The 17317-nt window shown below is 62.9% G+C and carries 16 protein-coding genes; 1 reads left to right on the top strand and 15 read right to left on the bottom strand.

The features are described 5' to 3' along the window. Positions 1–84 precede the first annotated feature (84 nt). The 13 genes from ACFMO3_RS10950 to ftsY all read right to left on the bottom strand — a co-directional run bounded on the left by ACFMO3_RS10950 (position 85) and on the right by ftsY (position 12720). A complete protein-coding gene (locus ACFMO3_RS10950; protein WP_376790444.1) occupies positions 85–2244 on the bottom strand; it encodes a zinc ribbon domain-containing protein in 2160 nt (719 codons plus the stop codon). Positions 2245–2357: 113 nt separating this feature from the next. Beyond that, the gene (locus ACFMO3_RS10945; protein ID WP_376790443.1) at positions 2358–2981 is read right to left on the bottom strand and encodes a hypothetical protein; all 624 of its coding nucleotides are present in this window, start codon (positions 2979–2981) and stop codon (positions 2358–2360) included. Positions 2982–3066: 85 nt separating this feature from the next. Further along, positions 3067–3780, bottom strand: a complete 714-nt coding sequence (locus tag ACFMO3_RS10940) for a DUF6754 domain-containing protein (protein ID WP_376790442.1) — start codon at positions 3778–3780, stop codon at positions 3067–3069. Then, positions 3777–3908, bottom strand: coding sequence for a hypothetical protein (locus ACFMO3_RS10935; protein ID WP_376790441.1), 132 nt, complete (start codon positions 3906–3908; stop codon positions 3777–3779). Before ACFMO3_RS10935 ends, ACFMO3_RS10940 begins: the two co-directional genes overlap by 4 nt. Before the next feature lie 245 nt (positions 3909–4153). Then, entirely contained in the window at positions 4154–5104 is a 951-nt protein-coding gene (locus ACFMO3_RS10930; protein ID WP_376790440.1) for an AAA family ATPase, read from the bottom strand. Positions 5105–5369: 265 nt separating this feature from the next. Next, the gene (locus tag ACFMO3_RS10925) at positions 5370–6161 is read right to left on the bottom strand and encodes a hypothetical protein (protein WP_376790439.1); all 792 of its coding nucleotides are present in this window, start codon (positions 6159–6161) and stop codon (positions 5370–5372) included. Positions 6162–6283: 122 nt separating this feature from the next. Further along, positions 6284–7513, bottom strand: coding sequence for a class I SAM-dependent rRNA methyltransferase (locus ACFMO3_RS10920; RefSeq protein ID WP_376790438.1), 1230 nt, complete (start codon positions 7511–7513; stop codon positions 6284–6286). Positions 7514–7685: 172 nt separating this feature from the next. Beyond that, a complete protein-coding gene (gene holA, locus ACFMO3_RS10915) occupies positions 7686–8654 on the bottom strand; it encodes a DNA polymerase III subunit delta (RefSeq protein WP_376790437.1) in 969 nt (322 codons plus the stop codon). Between the two features lie 87 nt (positions 8655–8741). Further along, positions 8742–9245, bottom strand: coding sequence for a DUF6391 domain-containing protein (locus tag ACFMO3_RS10910; protein ID WP_376790436.1), 504 nt, complete (start codon positions 9243–9245; stop codon positions 8742–8744). 60 nt (positions 9246–9305) lie between these two features. Next, positions 9306–9857 (bottom strand): sortase, encoded by a 552-nt coding sequence (locus tag ACFMO3_RS10905; protein ID WP_376790435.1) that lies wholly within the window; start codon positions 9855–9857, stop codon positions 9306–9308. A gap of 104 nt (positions 9858–9961) precedes the next feature. Next, positions 9962–10621, bottom strand: coding sequence for a helix-turn-helix domain-containing protein (locus ACFMO3_RS10900; RefSeq protein WP_376790434.1), 660 nt, complete (start codon positions 10619–10621; stop codon positions 9962–9964). 60 nt (positions 10622–10681) lie between these two features. Next, positions 10682–11789 (bottom strand): peptide chain release factor 2 gene (prfB, locus tag ACFMO3_RS10895; protein WP_376790433.1). Its coding sequence is split into 2 segments (ribosomal slippage): positions 10682–11722 and positions 11724–11789, totalling 1107 coding nucleotides; the frame shifts between segments, so codons are not numbered across the junction. After that, complete coding sequence (ftsY, locus tag ACFMO3_RS10890) at positions 11782–12720, bottom strand: signal recognition particle-docking protein FtsY (RefSeq protein ID WP_376790432.1); 939 nt, start codon at positions 12718–12720, stop codon at positions 11782–11784. Before ftsY ends, prfB begins: the two co-directional genes overlap by 8 nt. A 331-nt stretch (positions 12721–13051) precedes the next feature. Between ftsY and ACFMO3_RS10885 the strand changes: the two genes are divergently transcribed. Beyond that, the gene (locus ACFMO3_RS10885) at positions 13052–15085 is read left to right on the top strand and encodes a hypothetical protein (RefSeq protein ID WP_376790431.1); all 2034 of its coding nucleotides are present in this window, start codon (positions 13052–13054) and stop codon (positions 15083–15085) included. A 337-nt stretch (positions 15086–15422) separates the two neighbouring features. On the opposite strand, the gene ACFMO3_RS10880 is transcribed toward ACFMO3_RS10885, so the two are convergent. Beyond that, on the bottom strand, positions 15423–16274 hold the full coding sequence (locus ACFMO3_RS10880) for an amino acid ABC transporter permease (RefSeq protein ID WP_376790430.1): 852 nt from the start codon (positions 16272–16274) through the stop codon (positions 15423–15425). A 208-nt stretch (positions 16275–16482) separates the two neighbouring features. Then, positions 16483–17292, bottom strand: a complete 810-nt coding sequence (locus ACFMO3_RS10875) for a basic amino acid ABC transporter substrate-binding protein (protein WP_376790429.1) — start codon at positions 17290–17292, stop codon at positions 16483–16485. Positions 17293–17317 lie beyond the last annotated feature (25 nt).

Below are 17317 nucleotides of genomic sequence, written 5' to 3'. Positions count from 1 at the left end.
AGTTTTGCGCTTTTTCGGACAGCCCGGGCTGATGATCAGTGGGGCAGGACAGAGGAGGAAGTTGTCCATCTCTCCCCAACCCGTTTATTCTGGAACCCCCGTCGGCCTTCGAAAGAAGCGGATTCCCAGCCCCACACCGAGGAGCGCAATAATCAACACCTGAAGGGCCGTCTGCGCCTGAAGGTCGAAGAAGGCCGGGCTGCCCTCCGGAACCGGTCCACCCAGCAGCAACGCGTCCCGCAGGCCGATCGCGACCGCGTGCAGCTGCCCGCTCTCCTGATAAGGGGCCACGTAGAGGGCCAGGTTCGCGCCGACCGCGGCGATCACCGGCACCTCCGGGGAGAGAACTCCCTGCGTCTGCTGAATCCATCCCCGCAAGACATCCGGCGATCCAGTGATCAGAACCACCAGATTCACCCGAGTGGCCAGGGGATCTTCCCCGAAATCCCGGGCTATGGGGAGCTCCTGCAGGGGCTGCCCCCGATAATCCATCCCCAGCTGGCGGAGGGGACGGGTGAGGAGGCGAGCGACGCCCACTTCCTGACCCGGATAGTAGCCCAGATGGGCCACCCGCTCGCCGTAATCCGGGCGCGCCTGAATCGCCTGAGCGGCCTGAGCCGCTCCCCATGGGGAGAGGCTCACGGTCAGTACGCGAACCCCCCGGGCAGCGAGCCGATCGAGGATCTGCTGGAGATAAGGCTCCAGCTCTGCCGCGCGATCCGGCCCATAATCCACCGCGATCAGGGCAATGCCTCCAGCGGGCACTTGATCCAGACGGGCCCGGAAATCCACGGGAGGCCTCAGGAGCGCCGGCTGGAAGAAGGGCAGCGGCCAGTAGAGCCCCAGGATCAAAGCGCCAATGAGAAGGGCGAAGAGCAGCCAGCGCTCCAGTGCGGCAACCCGGCCGGCAGGGGCAGGCTCCACCGCTCGTTCCCCGAGTAGGAAAGCCAAGCCCTGATCCAGCAGGCTCCGCCACGCCTGGGCCCGCGTGAGCAGCTCAGGAGGCGGTTGGGATCGAAGCCGGGCCGCCGGCCCGTGGATCTCGAACACTCGCACGTTCAACGGCAACACATCCACCAGACCCGCCAGCGGCCCCCGGGTCTCCACAATCGTCGGTTCGATCATCGGGATTGCTTCAGAGGGAGCCGGGGCCTCTTCTTCGGGAACCGGCCGAAGGGCCTGGAGCCATTCCGGCATTTCGGCCAGCACCGCCTCCAGATCGGTGAAGGGAGGAGCTTCGGCAGGCGCTTCCGCGGGAGGCTCTGCCTGAATCAGGAAAACGCCCGCCTGCGTTGGCAGCGCCTCTTCTAAAGGAATCTCCTCCGCAATGAGGGGGCTTTCCTCCAGCTTCCATTCCTCAAAAGGCTCATGGGGCACTTCCGCGATGGCTTCTTTCGATTCCTGCGACCACTCTGAAATCTCCTCCGCTTCCAGCCCAAACGGAAACCCTGCTTCGCTTCCCTCCGTCCGTTCTGGAGGGACTTCAACAAAAGGACTGACTTGGGACGGCGTGGGGACCTCCCCTCCCAGTTCCAGAGGCCATTCGATAGACGGCGCCGTCCCTAATGGGGAAGCCTCAGCAGCCGGTTCCGAGGCCTCACCAGGGGTCTCCAGCCATGGGAAAGAAGGTTCCTCACCTTCCTGAATGGGCGGAACGCCCGGAAACGGAAAAGATCCCGCTCCCTCCTCCGTGCTCTCTGTCCCAGGCCATAGTTCTGCGATCTCCGGCGGAACGCCTTCAAAAGGAGGAGAGATGGCAACCTCCTCCGAGGAACCCTCCGGTTCGAACACGAAGGGGATCTCCTCCCCTGCTGGCGCCAACGGGATGGGCTCCGACACCGATGAGGCAGGTTTCCCTTCCTCCAGCCCCCACGGCGCGGGAAGAGGAGCCTCCGCGCCGGGCGCTTTTTCTTCCTCCACACCAGCGATGCCGGCCTCAGCAGGCATGGCCGCTGGAGCGGGAGGCCAGTCCTCCGATGGGATCTCCGGGAAAAGCTCCTCCAACGCCGCGACCCAATCCATCCCCACCTCTTCTCCGGAAGGCCTCTCCGCCCCCTCCATCCCTTCGGACTCCAGGCGGGCACCGCATTGCTCACAGAAGATCACCCCGGTGGGATTCCGATAGCCGCAGACCGGGCACAGGACTCCCTCCTCTATGGAGACAGAAGTCAGGCTGGCTCCGCACTCCTTGCAGGTCGCCTGGTCATCCGGATTGACAGCCCCACAAACTGGACAGGCTTTCATCCCCAACCTCCCCGCGTCCTGCCAGGGAATCCGCCCTCCTCGATCATTTAGTTTGGAAATGGGCATACCTTCGGCGGGCCCATCCCCGCCAACCGTTCGAACAGCACTTCGTTTTATCGACCCAGCGGTCGGTCCATCCACAGAAAGACCCGCACCATGAAAACCACTACGCCGATGGCCACTCCTATCAGGATCCCGCGGATCCCACCCGTGGCCAGTGGGGAGAGCAGCGCTTCGTAGAAGGAACCGAGCAGAGTAGGGAGAGGGGTTCCGCCGGAATGGATGATGAGCACAGTGAGGACGCCGGCAATGAAGAGCGGGACATCAACGGAACGGCGAATGCGCGACAGGCGCCAGAGGGCCAGAACCATAAAGAAAGGCAGCAAAGCGCCTATGGAGGCCTCTAAGGGCAGCAATCCATATCGATATATCCATCCGGTCCATGGCCCGGTGAGGCCGTTCCCTCTGAGGCCGCCTTCCAAAAGGGAAAGCAGAAGGAACGCCAGCGCCGTGAGAGCCGCCACCAGGCTATATGGCCAGCCCTCGGCGCGCGCTCCCACCCGGTGAAAATGGGCCCCCAGAAACGAGAGAAAGCCCACCACCGCTGCATAAGCCAGGAGAGTGGAACCCAGCTCAGTCAGAGCCTGACGAAAGGTCAGCTGGGGCCACCCATAGGGCAACCAGGTGATGATGATAAACAGGCTCAAAAGGCCTGCCGGCAACGCGCGTCGAACCATCCGTATCGCTCCTTTCCCCATCCTTCCAGTAATGGAGCGAGGAGGCCTCTGGGGCTTCGCTCAACCCACGTCCTCCGAGGAAGGATCAATGCAACGCCAACCCCAGCGCTCCAAGCACCAGGAGCGCGATCAACAGCCAACGGATCAGATCATGGGTCAGGAGGAGCGCCGATAGACGCCCTGGGGTCTCCCCCGAAGAGGGCACTGCGAAAGCCTCCTCGCCAACGGCCAGGCGGGGATCGAAGGGCCACAAGGCAGCGGCTCCGCCCGGATCGGGCATCGAGAACACGGAATGGGCTCCATATCGTTGACTGAGCTCCCCCGCCAGCACCGCCTCCTCCCGAAACCGACCACTCAAGATGTTGGCCACCACAGGCTGCGTGCCCAGCAGCAGGGTGAGACCTGCCGCGTAGGCCATCGGGCTGGCGCCAGCCCACCACACCTGATCCGGGGAGATCGAAGCGCCATGGCGCAGAGCGGCGTCCTGAAGCGCCCGCCGGGCATATAGCAGCGCCACTGGGTCCGCCACGGTCACGAAGGGGAAGATCTCCCCCGCTTCCCCTACCAGGCGCTCCAGGATCCGCCCCCCGCTGAGCGTCAATGCCGCATCCCGGTCGATCAGCCCTCCAGAGCCCAGGGCGAGATGGAGGGGCTGCCCGGCCTCCAGGGCTCGCCCAACCTGTCGAGGGATCCTCCGAAACGGCTCTACTTCCCGGGGAGGGTTCGGGATCCGTCGCGCCATCCAGGCAGCCAGGAGGGTCAACACTACGAAAATGGGAAGCAGCCATCCAGTGATCATGGAAACTCCTTACGATGATCCGGAGCTTGGCCCTCTAGGCTCGAGATCCAGCGGGCGATCCGCTCAGGCCCCAACCATGGGCACAGCAACCATAATCCCTGGGCCAGAGGGAAGCGGAGCGGCGCCATGGCCTCCAGGATCCAAGCCAAATCTATCGGACAAGCCCTCGCTTCATACCGGGTGCTTTCCGGCTTTTCCATCCGCCGCGCCACCTGGACGCACCTTCAATTCGGGATCTTTGAGGGTAGAATAGCCGCAAAGCGGCCCACCCACCCTTCGGTTTTTCAATGAGACGATCCGGCGATTTGCCTTGTCTTGAGTATAAGGGTTTTGACACCTGCCCACAACTGGCCCAGCGGCGATCCCCCCCTGGTCAAGCGAGGGCAGCGCCCGGCACCGGGATCCGGCTCACGATCTCGGTGAGGATCCGCTCCGGGGTGACATCCTGCATCCGGGCTTCCGGGTTCAGGATCAGCCGGTGGGCCAGGCATGGCTGAACCAGCGCCTTCACATCATCCGGGAGCACATATTCTCGCCCCCGCAGCACCGCGCGGGCCTGAGCCGTTCGGAACAGCGCCAGAGCGCCGCGCGGGCTGGCGCCCAGATAGATATCCGGGTGCCCTCGAGTCCGCTCCACGATCTCCAGCAGATATCCTTTCACCTCCGCAGACACATAGACGCCGCGGATCTCCTCCTGAGCCCGACGCAGCTCCTCCAGTTGCACCACCTGCTCCAGCGTCTCGATCGGATGGCGGAACTGCTGGGCTTCTAGGATCGCCAGCTCATCTTTTCGAGAGGGATAGCCCAGGTGGATGCGCAACATGAAACGATCCAGCTCCGCCTCCGGTAGCGGGAATGTCCCTTCGTATTCAATGGGGTTCTGGGTGGCCAGCACCAGGAAAGGCTGGGGAAGCGCATAGGTCACACCATCCACGCTGACCTGGCGCTCCTCCATCGCTTCGAGCAACGCCGCCTGCGTCTTTGGGGTGGCCCGATTGATCTCATCCGCCAGGACGATGTTCGCCATAATCGGTCCGGGACGGAATTCAAAGGAACGGGTTCCGGGATTAAATATGGAAACACCAGTGATGTCGCTGGGAAGCATATCCGGGGTGAACTGAATTCGACGAAAGGTCCCCCCGATGGAGCGGGCGATGGCCTTGGCCAACATCGTTTTCCCTACCCCTGGCACATCCTCGATCAGAAGATGGCCTTGGGCCAGCAAACCGATCACCGCCAGCTCAACTGCATCCCGCTTCCCGAAAATCACCCGCTCGATGTTCTCGACCAGACGGCGGGCGACATCCTGAGCGAACACCGTCATTCCAGAACCTCCCGCGAGAACAGCATGTCTTTTCCTCCCCATCGCCCTATATTCCACCTCTCCGATGGGAGCCGAACGGCATAGGTCCCGCTGGTTTTCCAAACCGGCCCCTCGGTTGTCTCACGAACGCTTGGCCATGGGTGGGACCCCATCCGCCCGTTGAGCCGAAACCCAACGTGCGGGAGGTAGCCACGCCATGCTTCTACCTTCATCGACCCAGAGCCGTACCCTTCTGCACGCGCAATGGCTCGGGGACGCGCCCAGGCTACGGGTTCACCGGTGATGATGGCGGCGTCGGCGAGGGCAAGGGTGAACGCAGCAAGGGAACCGTCGCCGTCGGCACTGGAGGGGGCGCCATGGATTCTGAACCCCCACTCCAGGGAGTCGCGGTCGGAAGCTCCAGCGGACCAAAGCGTCCGGGTTCGGGGCCCGTCCCTTGAGAAGGGGACACCCGGGAGGTCGGCGTGGGCGAAGCTGGCGGGCGTTGCTCCCCGCCCGGTATCGTCGGAGGGGGAGAAGAAGGGCGAACCTCGATGATGATCCAGGGGGTCCCCACCGGCGCGGGGGCCGCGCGGTCTATTGCCGCCGACGCCTCCTTCTCTATGGAGAGCCAGACAGACATCGCCATCGCAAGGGCGAGCATCAGCCCGAATCCTCCCCCCGCCACCAGCGCGCGATGCCAGCCCTTGAGCGGACCCGGGAGGGTTGCCCATGTGAGGGCCGCCCCCGCCAGGGTGAAGAGAGGGCCCTTCCCCACATGAACGGCCGGATTGGGGATATCGGGGGAAATCGTTCGCCAGGCAACTATCCATTCTCCTATGGCCCCGATCGCGGCGATCAGCGCCAGGCCGGCCAGAATCCGATATGCCCCTCCCGTTTCACAAGCCACCCATGGCAGCAACAAAGCGGGAACCCCGACCAGAAGGACGAGCAACCCCCATGGATCCAGACCGCGGGTTTCAGGGGATATGCCCCACGGTAACATCGCGCCCAGCAAGATCAGCACGGGGCCCAGCATCTGCACTCCGGGCGGCAAGCTTTTCTCCTTAGAATCCACGGCGGTCCCTCCAGGGGTGGCGCCTCTTCCAGCCCGCTCCTCACCCAATATATCGCAGCTCATACGCTCTTAAAAAACCAACGGCGGAGGGGATTTCGGGTGATGTTTGTCCGCAGCGGTCTCTATCCCCATGGAAGATCGGCTTTCCTAGGCCGAACGAAGTCCGAACCGTTGGCGGATTGCTTCTCCACAATTAGCGTTTTGAGATAGAGGGTTTCCGGAATCTGGAGGATCCATGGGTGATCGAGAGGTTGATAGGTGACATCGCGCACCCTTAGGCGGCAGCCCACATCGGAGGCCGCCAGGCGGACGGCCTCCATGAGATCCTCCAGACGGATCCAGTAAGCGCATGACGAAAAGAATAGTCCTCCACCATCCTTCAACAGGCCCAGGGCCAAGCGAGCCATCTCCACAAACCGGCGTCGCACCCCCCGCTCCCACTCGACTCGACGCTTCACCATCGCCGGGGGATCCAGCACCACCCAGTCGAAGCGACGGCCCTCAGCGAGCAGCGCCCCCATCATCTCCAGTGCATCCCCCAGGCGGACAGTGACGCGATCCGCCAGGCCGTTACGGAGGGCGTTCCGCTCCACCTGTCCCAGCGCCCATGGATCTTTATCGATCACCACAGCGGTAGCGCCCGCAGCCGCTGCGTGAAGCGCAAAGGGCCCGATATAGCCGTAAACATCCAGCACCTGATCGCCCGGCCGAACCCATCCTCGCAATCGCCGCCGATTGTCCCGCTGGTCCAGGTAAAACCCGGTCTTCTGCCCTCGCACCACGCTGGTTTCGAAAACCAGCCCATCCTCCAGAACCTCGACCGGATCCGGCGCCTCCCCCCACAGGAGCCCTGTGCGGGGCTCGAGCCCCTCATCCTCCCGGGCCTCCACATCGCTGCGCTCGTAAATCCCACGGGGAGCAAACAATTCCCGCAGGGCCTCCACAATGCTTTCCCGCCAGCGCTCCATCCCCATGTTCCGGATCTGCACCACCAGCACTTCGCCGTATCGGTCCACAATGAGGCCAGGAAGGTTATCTGCTTCCCCATGGACCAGACGCACCGCATTGGTCTCACGGATCTCCCGCCGGCGGGCGGCCGCCTCCATCAGGCGTCGACGGAACCATCCAGCATCGAGGCGCTCTTCCCCCCGGGTGAGCATCCGTATCGGGATCGAGGCGCCCGGGTTGTAAAACGCCTGCCCAATCATAGCCCCAGAGGAATCCCGAACGAGGACGATCGCTCCAGGCTCCGGATCACCCTGGATGTCCGCGATGTCATCGTGGAAAGCCCAGGGATAGAAATTGCGAAGCTTGCGCCCAGCATTCGGTTTCAGAATCACACTCGGCTTCATGGAGCTCCCCCCTGAGGACCAGAGGATTGTTCCCTACCTCCTGTTCTACTGATCGGATCTCAGGGGAAAGAGGTTGCGGTAAGGGGAAGAAATCGGGATGAGGGATCGAACCGCCCCGCCGTCCATTTCCCCAAACCCATCCTCTTAGGGGGGCAACATGGTGTATACAGGTCTAAGCCATCTCCCGCCGGCCCACAGAGACAATGAAGGTCTCCAGCGCCACTACGTCGGGAACCTGACCTGTCTTGATGGCCACATCCAGCTCGGCCAGGCTTCGATAGAAAGCCTCCAGTTGCGGCAAAGAGAATGCCACAACCGCCTCAGCGATTTTGCGAGCCGCATACGGATGAAGCCCCAGCCGATTTCCCGCCTCCGCGGGCGAGAGGCCTTTCTCCAGCTGCTCCTTCATCAAGAGCATGAACCGAAACTGGCGAACGATCATGCCGAACAGACCCAATGGGTGTTCCCCTTCCCCAAGCAGCCGATGCAAGGCCGTTAGGGCCCGGCGCACGTCCCGGCGACCCAGCGCCTCCGTCAGTTCGAACAGGCTGATGGGCGCCGCATAAGGCACCAGCCGCTCCACATCCTGGGGCATCACCGGCCGACCGGCTGCCCAGGCCACCAGCTTCTGGATCTCTTGATCCAGGAGACGCGGATCCGTGAGAAGGGCCGCTAGGGCTGAGGCGGCCTGGGGCGTAAAGGTTCCACCGTAGCGTTGGGCCCGAGCTATCACCCATTCCGGCAATGCCCGGGGGGAGGGAAGGGGGAAATGTCGCACCTCCCCCTGATCGGGATGAGCCGCAATCCAGCGTAATAGGGGATGGTCCTCCGGGAGCGTCCGAGGCTCGACCAGGACGAGCAAGGTGGTTGAGGGAACAGCGGACAGCACCTCCAGAAAGGCGGCCTCCTCCCGGGCCCGACGGCGCTCCCGCGTGAACAGGCCCTCGATGAGGATCAGACGGCAGGCGGCCATGAAGGGCATAACGGCGCATGCCGCCTGCAATTCGGCGGGGTTCACCCGCCGCCCGTCCAGGATTACGACATTCATCGATTGAGCGGCGGCGTCCCCTACGAACCCTCGGAGTTCCATCAACGCTTCTTCGATTTCCAGCTCGTTCTCCCCATGCAGGACGATAACCATAGAAAACGCCTCACCAGCAGCTACCTGGAAACGGATCCTTCAGAGGAGCCAGCGGAAGACCTGCGGGAAGCAGGCCGGGTTGCCGATTCATCCCCCCCGTGTCTCCACAAAATATCCCTGAACCCATCCGCCCCGGAGCGCGCGCACCCCCACGATCTCCAGATCTCCCGGATCCGCCCGGGTGGTCACGTGGGTCTGCAACCATGGACCCAGAGGCTGAGCCGCGATGAGGGCCAACACGGTCGCCAAAATCACCAGCGGCAGCCCATCCCGACGTCGACGGTGGGGAACCAGCCCCAGCATCAGAAAGGCGGTCAGGCCTGCGGTGGTGCCGGACGCCACATAGTTCGTCCCACATCCGGGATGGATCGCCCAATAATGCTCGCCCCGTCGCAACCGCTCCAGGGCCTCCCGCGATGCCGCCGCTACCGCTTCCAGCGGCACGTTCCCGTAAATGTAGAACCCGAAGGGCGTGGAGCGGCCAGCCATCGGCTGGCCAGGGAACTGCTGGCTCAGCAGATGGATCGTGGCATGCTCCAGTGCGTGGTTGCGTCGAATCCGTCGCACCGGGGTCCAATCCAGAAGAGACATCGATCCCTCCCTCGGTCAAACAGAGATCCTTCCGAGACATCGAACACCAGCGGGCGCGTCTTATGGCTTCACGGGCCGTGCCACCACAATCAGGCGATGGGTGTTGGTATGAGCGGGCCAGCATGTCACCAGGGTTAACCGCTCATCGGGTGTGGGCAGAACCCATTGCAGGTTGCGTTGTCGGACCTCCAACGGCTGGCCCTTCTCCGGGAGGATATGTATCGCCTCCACCCGATAAAAATAGGTTTGCCGCCGGGTTTCCAGGCGGATAAGATCCCCCACGCGCAGGCGATGGAGGTTCGCAAAAACTTTCCCAAAGATATTGTGATGACCGATCAGGACCACATTGCCTGGCTGGCCGGGATAGGCGGAGGTGATCAGCCAGCCGGCGGCGAACTCATCAGGCGGCGCCCAGGTGATCCATTCCTGCTCTCCTTCTCGGATCGTCGTCAGCCCTACCGGGATGACCGGGGCGTCCAACCGGATCGCTGGAATCCCCAGGCGAAGGGGAGGATCCTCCTCGGCCGTCCCCGCCGATACTGGCGGGGATGGCACAGCGATGGGCCGGGGGACGTCCATGGGATCAGGGGACGAGAGGTGTGGTGCCGGCATAGCGGAGGAAATGGGCTCAGGTGATGGAGAAACAACTCGTGTCTGCCCGGCAAGCCCTATGCCCCCCACCCAGGCCGCCAGACCAGCCCCCACCAGGATTCCGCTTAATCCGCGGAGAAGCCTGCCGTAGCCTTCGGCCATGGCGCTTGTTCCAAGTAACGCTCGATCATGGTCAGCAACGTTTCGTTGTAGAAAGCCATGATCGCCCGATGGACCTCATGCCAGTGCTCTGGAGAGCCGCCCATCTCCACCATCCGGAACACACTTTCCAGGAGATAGCCCCCGAAATGCAGAAAAGCCCGCAACAGATCCCCCAACGCTAATCCGGCAGCGACAGCCTGCTCCGCATAGCGGGCGCCGACGCGCTGCGGGCGCTGGGGATCGCGATCGTGGATATAGGCCTGAAGCTCCTCCAGCAATTGGTAACACGTGGCCTGGAAAGCTGGGGCAATCTCCCCCCGTATCCGCTCAAACCAAGGGGCCTGGGGCCCGGCTCCTCGGGCGAGCTCAAGCCGGAGCTGGCCCAGGGTATAAGCGATCAGCATCCGCACCCCAGGCTCCGCGCCATGCGCTCGCAGCCACGCTTCTAGATCCTGACGGGCGAACCGTCGATGCCCACCAGCCGTCCGGCGAGAGGGGATCCGCCCCGCGTCTGCCCAGGCCCGAAGGGTCGCTGGATGCACGCCCAGCATCGCGGCCGCCGCCTTGAGGGAGAGCCACTCCCCCGTATCCCTCGCAGGATCCTGCGTCCTTCGTTTTGCCATTCGCCGCATCCCTCCTCCAGAAGTGGGCGCCCGGTGCGAGCCCAAAACCCTTAGGAAGCTCTACGACCGAGAAGGGGCAACCGCCTGCCGGAGATAGGCCTCGATGAATTCATCCAGCTCCCCGTCCAGTACCCGTTCGACCTGGCTGGTTTCATAATCCGTGCGATGATCCTTCACCAGCTGGTAGGGATGCAGAACATAGGACCGGATCTGATTCCCCCACTCGGCGCTCACGTGCTCCCCCTTCAGAGCAGCGATCTCCGCCCGTCGCTTCTGCTCCTCCAGCTCCGCCAGGCGGGCCTTCAGGATCTTCAACGCGGTCTCTTTGTTCTGCGTCTGGCTTCGCTCGTTCTGACACGAGACCACGATCCCCGTTGGGATATGCCGGATGCGGACCGCTGTCTCATTCTTTTGCATGTGCTGACCGCCCGCAGTGGAAGCCCGGAAAGTCTCGATGACGATATCATCCGGATGGATAATGATCTCCGGACTTTCCCCGATATCCGGCCACACCTCAACCAAGGCGAACGAAGTGTGGCGGCGATGAGCTGCATCGAAGGGGGAGATGCGGACCAGCCGGTGGACCCCCTTTTCGGCCTTCAAATAACCATAGGCGTAAGGGCCCTTCACCAGAACCGTGGCGCTCTTGATGCCCGCCTCCTCACCGTCCACCTTGTCCAGCAGCTCGGACTCCCATCCGCGGCGTTCGGCCCACCGGAGATACATGCGCAACAACATCTCCGCCCAATCCTGAGCGTCAGTCCCCCCCGCTCCGGCGTGGATGGCCAGGATCGCATCGTTGCGATCGTAGGGGCCGGACATCCACACCTCGAATTGATGACGCCGGACCTCCTCTTCCAGGGCGCTGATCTCCCGTTCCAGATCCGCTGTCAGGGCTTCCTCTCCTTCCGCCTCCACCAGATCCAACAGCTCTCGGGCCTCCTGGATCCGATGGCGCAGGCGGAGCCAGCTTTCCACTTCCTCTTTCAGCCGGCCCAGTCGCCTCATCAGCTCCTGGGCCCGGGCTGGCTGATCCCAGAGGTCTGGCCGCGCGGCTTCCTCTTCCAGCTTCTGGATCTCCAGCTGCTTCTTCGGGATGTCAAAGACGGTCCAGGAGATCCTCCAGGGTCAGCGTCAACGCCTCCAGCCGTTCCCGCAACTCACTCATGGATCCCTCCTCCGTTTGCAAAAGTTCCATCGAACAATCCCTCCACAAAGGCATCTGCATCAAACGGCAGCAAATCCTCAAGCCCCTCCCCAACCCCGACGAACCGCACCGGCAGTCCCAACTCCCGCGTGATGGCGAAAACGGCCCCGCCCTTGGCTGTTCCATCCAGTTTGGTGAGGATCAGGCCCGTGACGCCCACCGCCTGATGAAACTCCCGGGCCTGCGGGAGGGCGTTCTGACCGGTGGTCGCGTCCAGCACCAACCAGACCTCGTGGGGAGCGTCCGGGATCACCTTCGCGGCGACGTTCCGAACTTTTTTCAACTCCTGCATCAGATTGTATTTGGTGTGAAGCCGTCCCGCGGTGTCCGCAAGGACGAGGTCATAACCCCGGGCGCGGGCGGCCTGCAAGGTATCAAAGAGGACGGCTCCGGGGTCGGCCCCGGGTTGTCCGCTGATGCAGGGCACTCCAGCCCGCTCCGCCCAGATCTCCAGCTGCTCCCCGGCTGCGGCCCGGAAGGTGTCCGCCGCTGCCAGCAATACCCGTCGGCCCTGCCGCTGAAACTGATACGCCAGCTTGGCGACCGTGGTGGTTTTCCCGGAACCGTTCACCCCCACAACAAGCACCACCTCCAGTGGCCTCCGGCCCAGGTTCAGCGGTGGAGGATCCCTTAGGATCGCCCGCAGCTCCTGTTTCAGCAACGCCCGGAGGGAATCCGCCCGGGTGATCCCCTCCCGGCGAACCCGCTCCCGCAAACGATCCATGAGCTCCATCGTCACCCGGACCCCCACGTCCGCCTGGATCAGCGCCGCCTCCAGGTCCTCCCACAGGGCCTCGGTGATCTCGGTCGCCCCCAACAGCTGGGCGATCCGACCGAAGGCCGCCTGGCGCGTCCGCGCCAGGCCATCCCGCAATGATTGAAGCACCCGCATCAAGGGTTTCCGCTCCGTGCTAGGCTCAGGTATGAATTATAAACTGGGCTGCTGAACACTTCCCGACGGGAACTTTCCCTTCCCGCCGCATTCCCGATTGGGATCTACGGTCATTTCCCAAGAAATCCCGCGAGGTCGTATGATCCAAGCATTCCCTCAGGGCGAAGGCCTTCCCCACCGTCCTTCCGGCCGCCGGGCTTCCGCTGGGGGATGTTAGAAAGCTCAGGACTATCCGTCCGTTCCTTGGAAGGCATAACCGAGCGAAGCGCTCATCATTTTCATTACAATATCCCCTGTCACGCAACACATCACCTTCTCGGAGGTCCCCACTGTGGCCATGAACGACCTGCGCCGCAGGGCTGGCGTCTGCTACGGCGCGTTTCTGCTCATCGCGCCTTTCCTTCTCTTCTGGCAGATTTGGTGGCCCTTTGACGGGGTTCAGTACGGCTTTGCCTTGGGGGATTTCAGCGAGCAGCACGTGGCCATGCGGACCTTCGTGGTTTCGGAGCTGCGCTCGGCGCGCCTGCCGTTTTGGGATCCTTATACCTTTGCTGGGGAGCCCGCGGTCGCCGACTCCCTCTTTTCCACGTATTACCCCCCGAGCCTCTGGCAACTCCTTTTTCCTCCGACTTGGATGTACTGGGTGTTGCAGGTGGAAGCGCTGTGGCATGCGGGGCTGGCCGGGCTGTTCACCTTTCTGGCGGTGCGCCGGCTGACCGGCTCTGCCCAGGCAGGCTTTCTCTCCGGCCTGGCCTTTGGAATCAGCGGTTACCTGACCTCGTACCCCATGCTCCAGATCATCATCCTTCAGACGGCTGTGTGGCTGCCTGCCGCGGTGTGGGCGCTGGAAGTGGCCTTTCAGGACCGCTCCTGGCCGCACGTTGTGTTGGCGGGCTTCTTCCTGGGGTGGGCTATCCTGGCCGGTCACCCGCAGACGTTCCTGTACGTGGCGTATACCCTGGCCGCGTACCTGCTGTGGCGCACGTGGCGGTTGCGCCTTCCGTGGCACGTGACGGGGCGGGTCGCGCTCCTGTTGGCCGGGCTTGGGTTAGGGGTAAGCGCCGCGCAGTGGATGCCCAGCCTACAGATGCTCCCCTTCTCACCCCACGCGAACGTGGACTATGCGTACATTTCGAACGGCTTCCGGCTGGAGGAGTTGCGCGGGCTTTTCTGGCCCAACGCGGGCGTCTGGTCCCCCCTGTACGTGGGGCTCCCGGCCCTGATGCTGGCCCTTTGGGCCCTTGTTGCCGGGCCGCGCGCGAACACGGGGTTTTGGGCCACGGTGGGGTTCGTCGCGTTGATGCTCGCCATGGGGCGCTATGGCTTTCTGTTTCCCCGGGTGTACCGCTGGTGGCCTGGGCTGGCCCTGTTCCGGGAGCAGGAGCGGTGGGCGCTCGTCACGGTGTTCGCCCTGGCCATTCTGGCCGGGTACGGGTACGCGGCGTGTGTGCAGCGGTGGCCGCGGCTGCGGCGGGCTTTTTGGGGCCTGGCGCTGCTTCTTTTCTTCGATCTCTTCCGGGCAAACAGCGGCGTCATTTTGGAACCGGTTTCTCCTCAAGGACCTTTTGTTCCCTCCCCGATTGTGCAGCACGTGCGCACGGTGAGCGGCCCCGCGTGGCGGATGAGCAGCGAGGGGCTGTTGCCCGGAGGGGCCAACGCGGGACTGGTGTTTCACGTCCGGGATGTCGTTGGCAGCGGGCCACTGTATCAAGAGGCGCTGGATGACTTTGTGGCCACCGTGCCGGAGATACGGTGGTGGCAGATGTTGAACGTGCAGCACGTGCTCACCCGGCGCAACCTCACCCACGGTGGGCTTTTGCACGTGATGAGCGAGGGGGACAAGCACCTGTACCAGACCTTCATCGGCGCACGCACCGCTTGGATCGTCTACGAGTACCGCGTTGTCCCCTCGCGGGCCGCGGCCATTCAGGCCACCGCCCAACCGGACCTTGACCCGTTCCGGACGGCGATTTTGGAGGAGGAGCCCACCTGGCCCGTTGGGCGCGGGGAGAAGGCCCCGAACCCCGCCGGGGTAGAAGAGCCATTGGAGGAGCGCATGACGTTGGTCGCCTTTGAACACCAGCGGGTGGCCTTTCGCGTCACTGTGCCCAGGCGGGGGATCTTCGTGGTGAGTGAGATGTGGTATCCCGGTTGGCAGGTGTACGTGGACGGTGTGCGCGCTCGCCCCCTGCGGGCTTACGGCATCCTGCGAGGGGTGGCTTTGCCCCCGGGCGAACACACGGTAGAATGGCGTTTTGAGCCCACCATCATGTGGACAGGGGTGGGCATCAGCAGCATGACAACGTTGGTGGGGGCCGGGTTGTGGGTGGGGTTGAGGCGCCAAAAGCGAGCGGTGCGGAGTTAGGTGCATTCGTGATGGAGGATCAATGAGCGGCATTGTCTGTGCCATACGCGGAGGTCATCACCGTGGACGAGGGGGCAGCATGAAGCGGGACTCCTGCGGGTGGCGTTTGTCAGTGTGCTGGCCTTTTTCGCCCTGTGGAAAGCGGTACACCAAGACTCACGAGTGGGCTAAACGGGAAGGGGACATCGCCTCCCCGGATCTCCATAGAGCAGGCGCTCACGGAGTCCGATAATGCCTTGCTCCCTTTCTCATAGCTTTGAGGGCACCCATCCTATCCTTCGATCCGAGCCTGAGCGCGTACGCCTGTCTCCGATTGCCTCAGGATTTCCCTCGGCCATTACCCGCGGGGAATCGCCGTCCGACGCTCCAGCGTCCGGACTAAGAGAGAGAGCAATAGGGTCATGGCCAAGTAGAGAAGGGCAACGGTATTGTAGACCTCAAAATACCGGAAAGTGCCCGCCGCCCGTTGACGACCCACATACATCAACTCGGGGACCGCGATCGCTGAGGCGAGGGCAGTATCCTTGAGCATCGCGATGAAGTCGTTCCCCAGCGGAGGCAACACATTCCGAATGGCCTGCGGAAGGATGACCAAGCGCATCGCCTGCCAGTAGGTCATGCCCAGACTGCGAGCCGCTTCCATCTGCCCCTTGGGGATCGACTCGATCCCTGCCCGGTAAACCTCAGCCAGATAGGCCCCGTAGCCAATTGCCAGGCCAGTGACGGCCCGCCCCATTTCACTCCGGATCAGGCGGCCCAGCTGAACCAGCGGAGGTATCCCCCACCCTTGGCCTGCCCCGATCAGCGCGTCACCGACGGGAGGCGCAGCCACGAAGGCTACATAAAACAACACGACCAACAGGGGAACCCCCCGGATGAATTCCACATATAAGGTGCTCAAGTTGTAGAAGATCACATTTCGAGATACCCGACCCAGGCCGGCGATCAGACCCAGAATGAGAGCAATAGAATAGGCGATGACGGTTAATTGAAGAGTGACCGGGATTCCGCGAAACAGAAAGCGAACAGTGGCCTGATAGTCGGGGGAATACAGGATGGCCACCACGGTCCAGAGCCCAAAGGTGCCCAGCAATACCGCCCACCAGGGCCATGTTCGCCAATTCCATCCAGCCCGTTGCGGAGGCGGAACGGAAGGCGACGTCGTCTGGGTCTCCACGGAGACCGCCATTCTCCAGGCTCCTGAAGGAGATTCGGACTCAGCTCGCAACCCCAATCGGGGAGGCCAGGCGGATTCATCGCCGGCGACCCGCCCGGCCCCAGAGCCCCCATGGGCTAACCCGATAATCCGTCCAGCTATCGTGAAACAGAATGGGTCGCGAGATCGCCCGCGACCCATTCGGAGCAGCCATCCATCTTCTCAAACAATCTATTCCTGCTTATTGCCCTGGCTTAAATTCGACAAACCACTTCCGATAGAGACGATCCAGTGTGCCGTTCTCCTTCAGGACCTTTAGGGCGGCATTGAAGGGACCGACGAGATCGCTTCCCTTGGGGAAGCAGAGGCCCAGATCCTCGCTGGTGAAGGGTTGCCCAGCGATCTTGAGCTTGCCCGGGTTCTGGGCCATGAAACCATCGGCGGCCGGGCTATCAATCACCACGGCGTCCACATCCTTCGCCAGCAGCGCGCGCACCGCTAGGTCAAAAGTATCATAGCGCTTCAGCTGCTTCGCCTCGTCCGCCACCAGCGTCTTGGCCGTCTCCTCATTAGTAGTCCCGATTTGAACCCCTACGATCTTGTCTTTCAGATCATCCTTGCTCTTAATGCGCTCCTCATCGGCGCGCACCAGGACCACTTGACCGTAGCGGAGGTAAGAGTCCGAGAAATCGAACTTCTTTTTGCGCTCCTCTGTGATGGTAATGCCAGAGGCGGCGAGGTCAAACTGCCTCTGCTCCAGCCCTGCGAAGATCCCTTCCCAGGCGGTGGAGACAATCACAGGCTTGCAGTTCAGCAGCTTGCAGATCTCATTCACCAGGTCGATGTCGAAACCCACGATCTCATTCGTTTTCGGATCAGAGAATTCGAAAGGAGGATAGGTAGTATCGCTGGCGATCTTCAACGTCCGCCCGCCCAGGTTGGGAAGCTGCGCAGCCGGAGCTGGAGTTGGCGTGGGAACGGGCGTGGCGGCCGGCTGACACGCAACCGCCAGAAGCGCGAAGATCCAGATGCCCCACAGCAGGCGCCTCATGGTCTCCTCCTTAACGCAGGGATAG

The sequence above is a fragment of the Thermoflexus sp. genome (genome assembly GCF_042408815.1).
In the GTDB taxonomy this organism is placed as follows: domain Bacteria; phylum Chloroflexota; class Anaerolineae; order Thermoflexales; family Thermoflexaceae; genus Thermoflexus.
The sequence above is the reverse complement of the archived record's forward strand: the minus strand, read 5'-3'. Positions and strand labels throughout refer to the sequence as shown.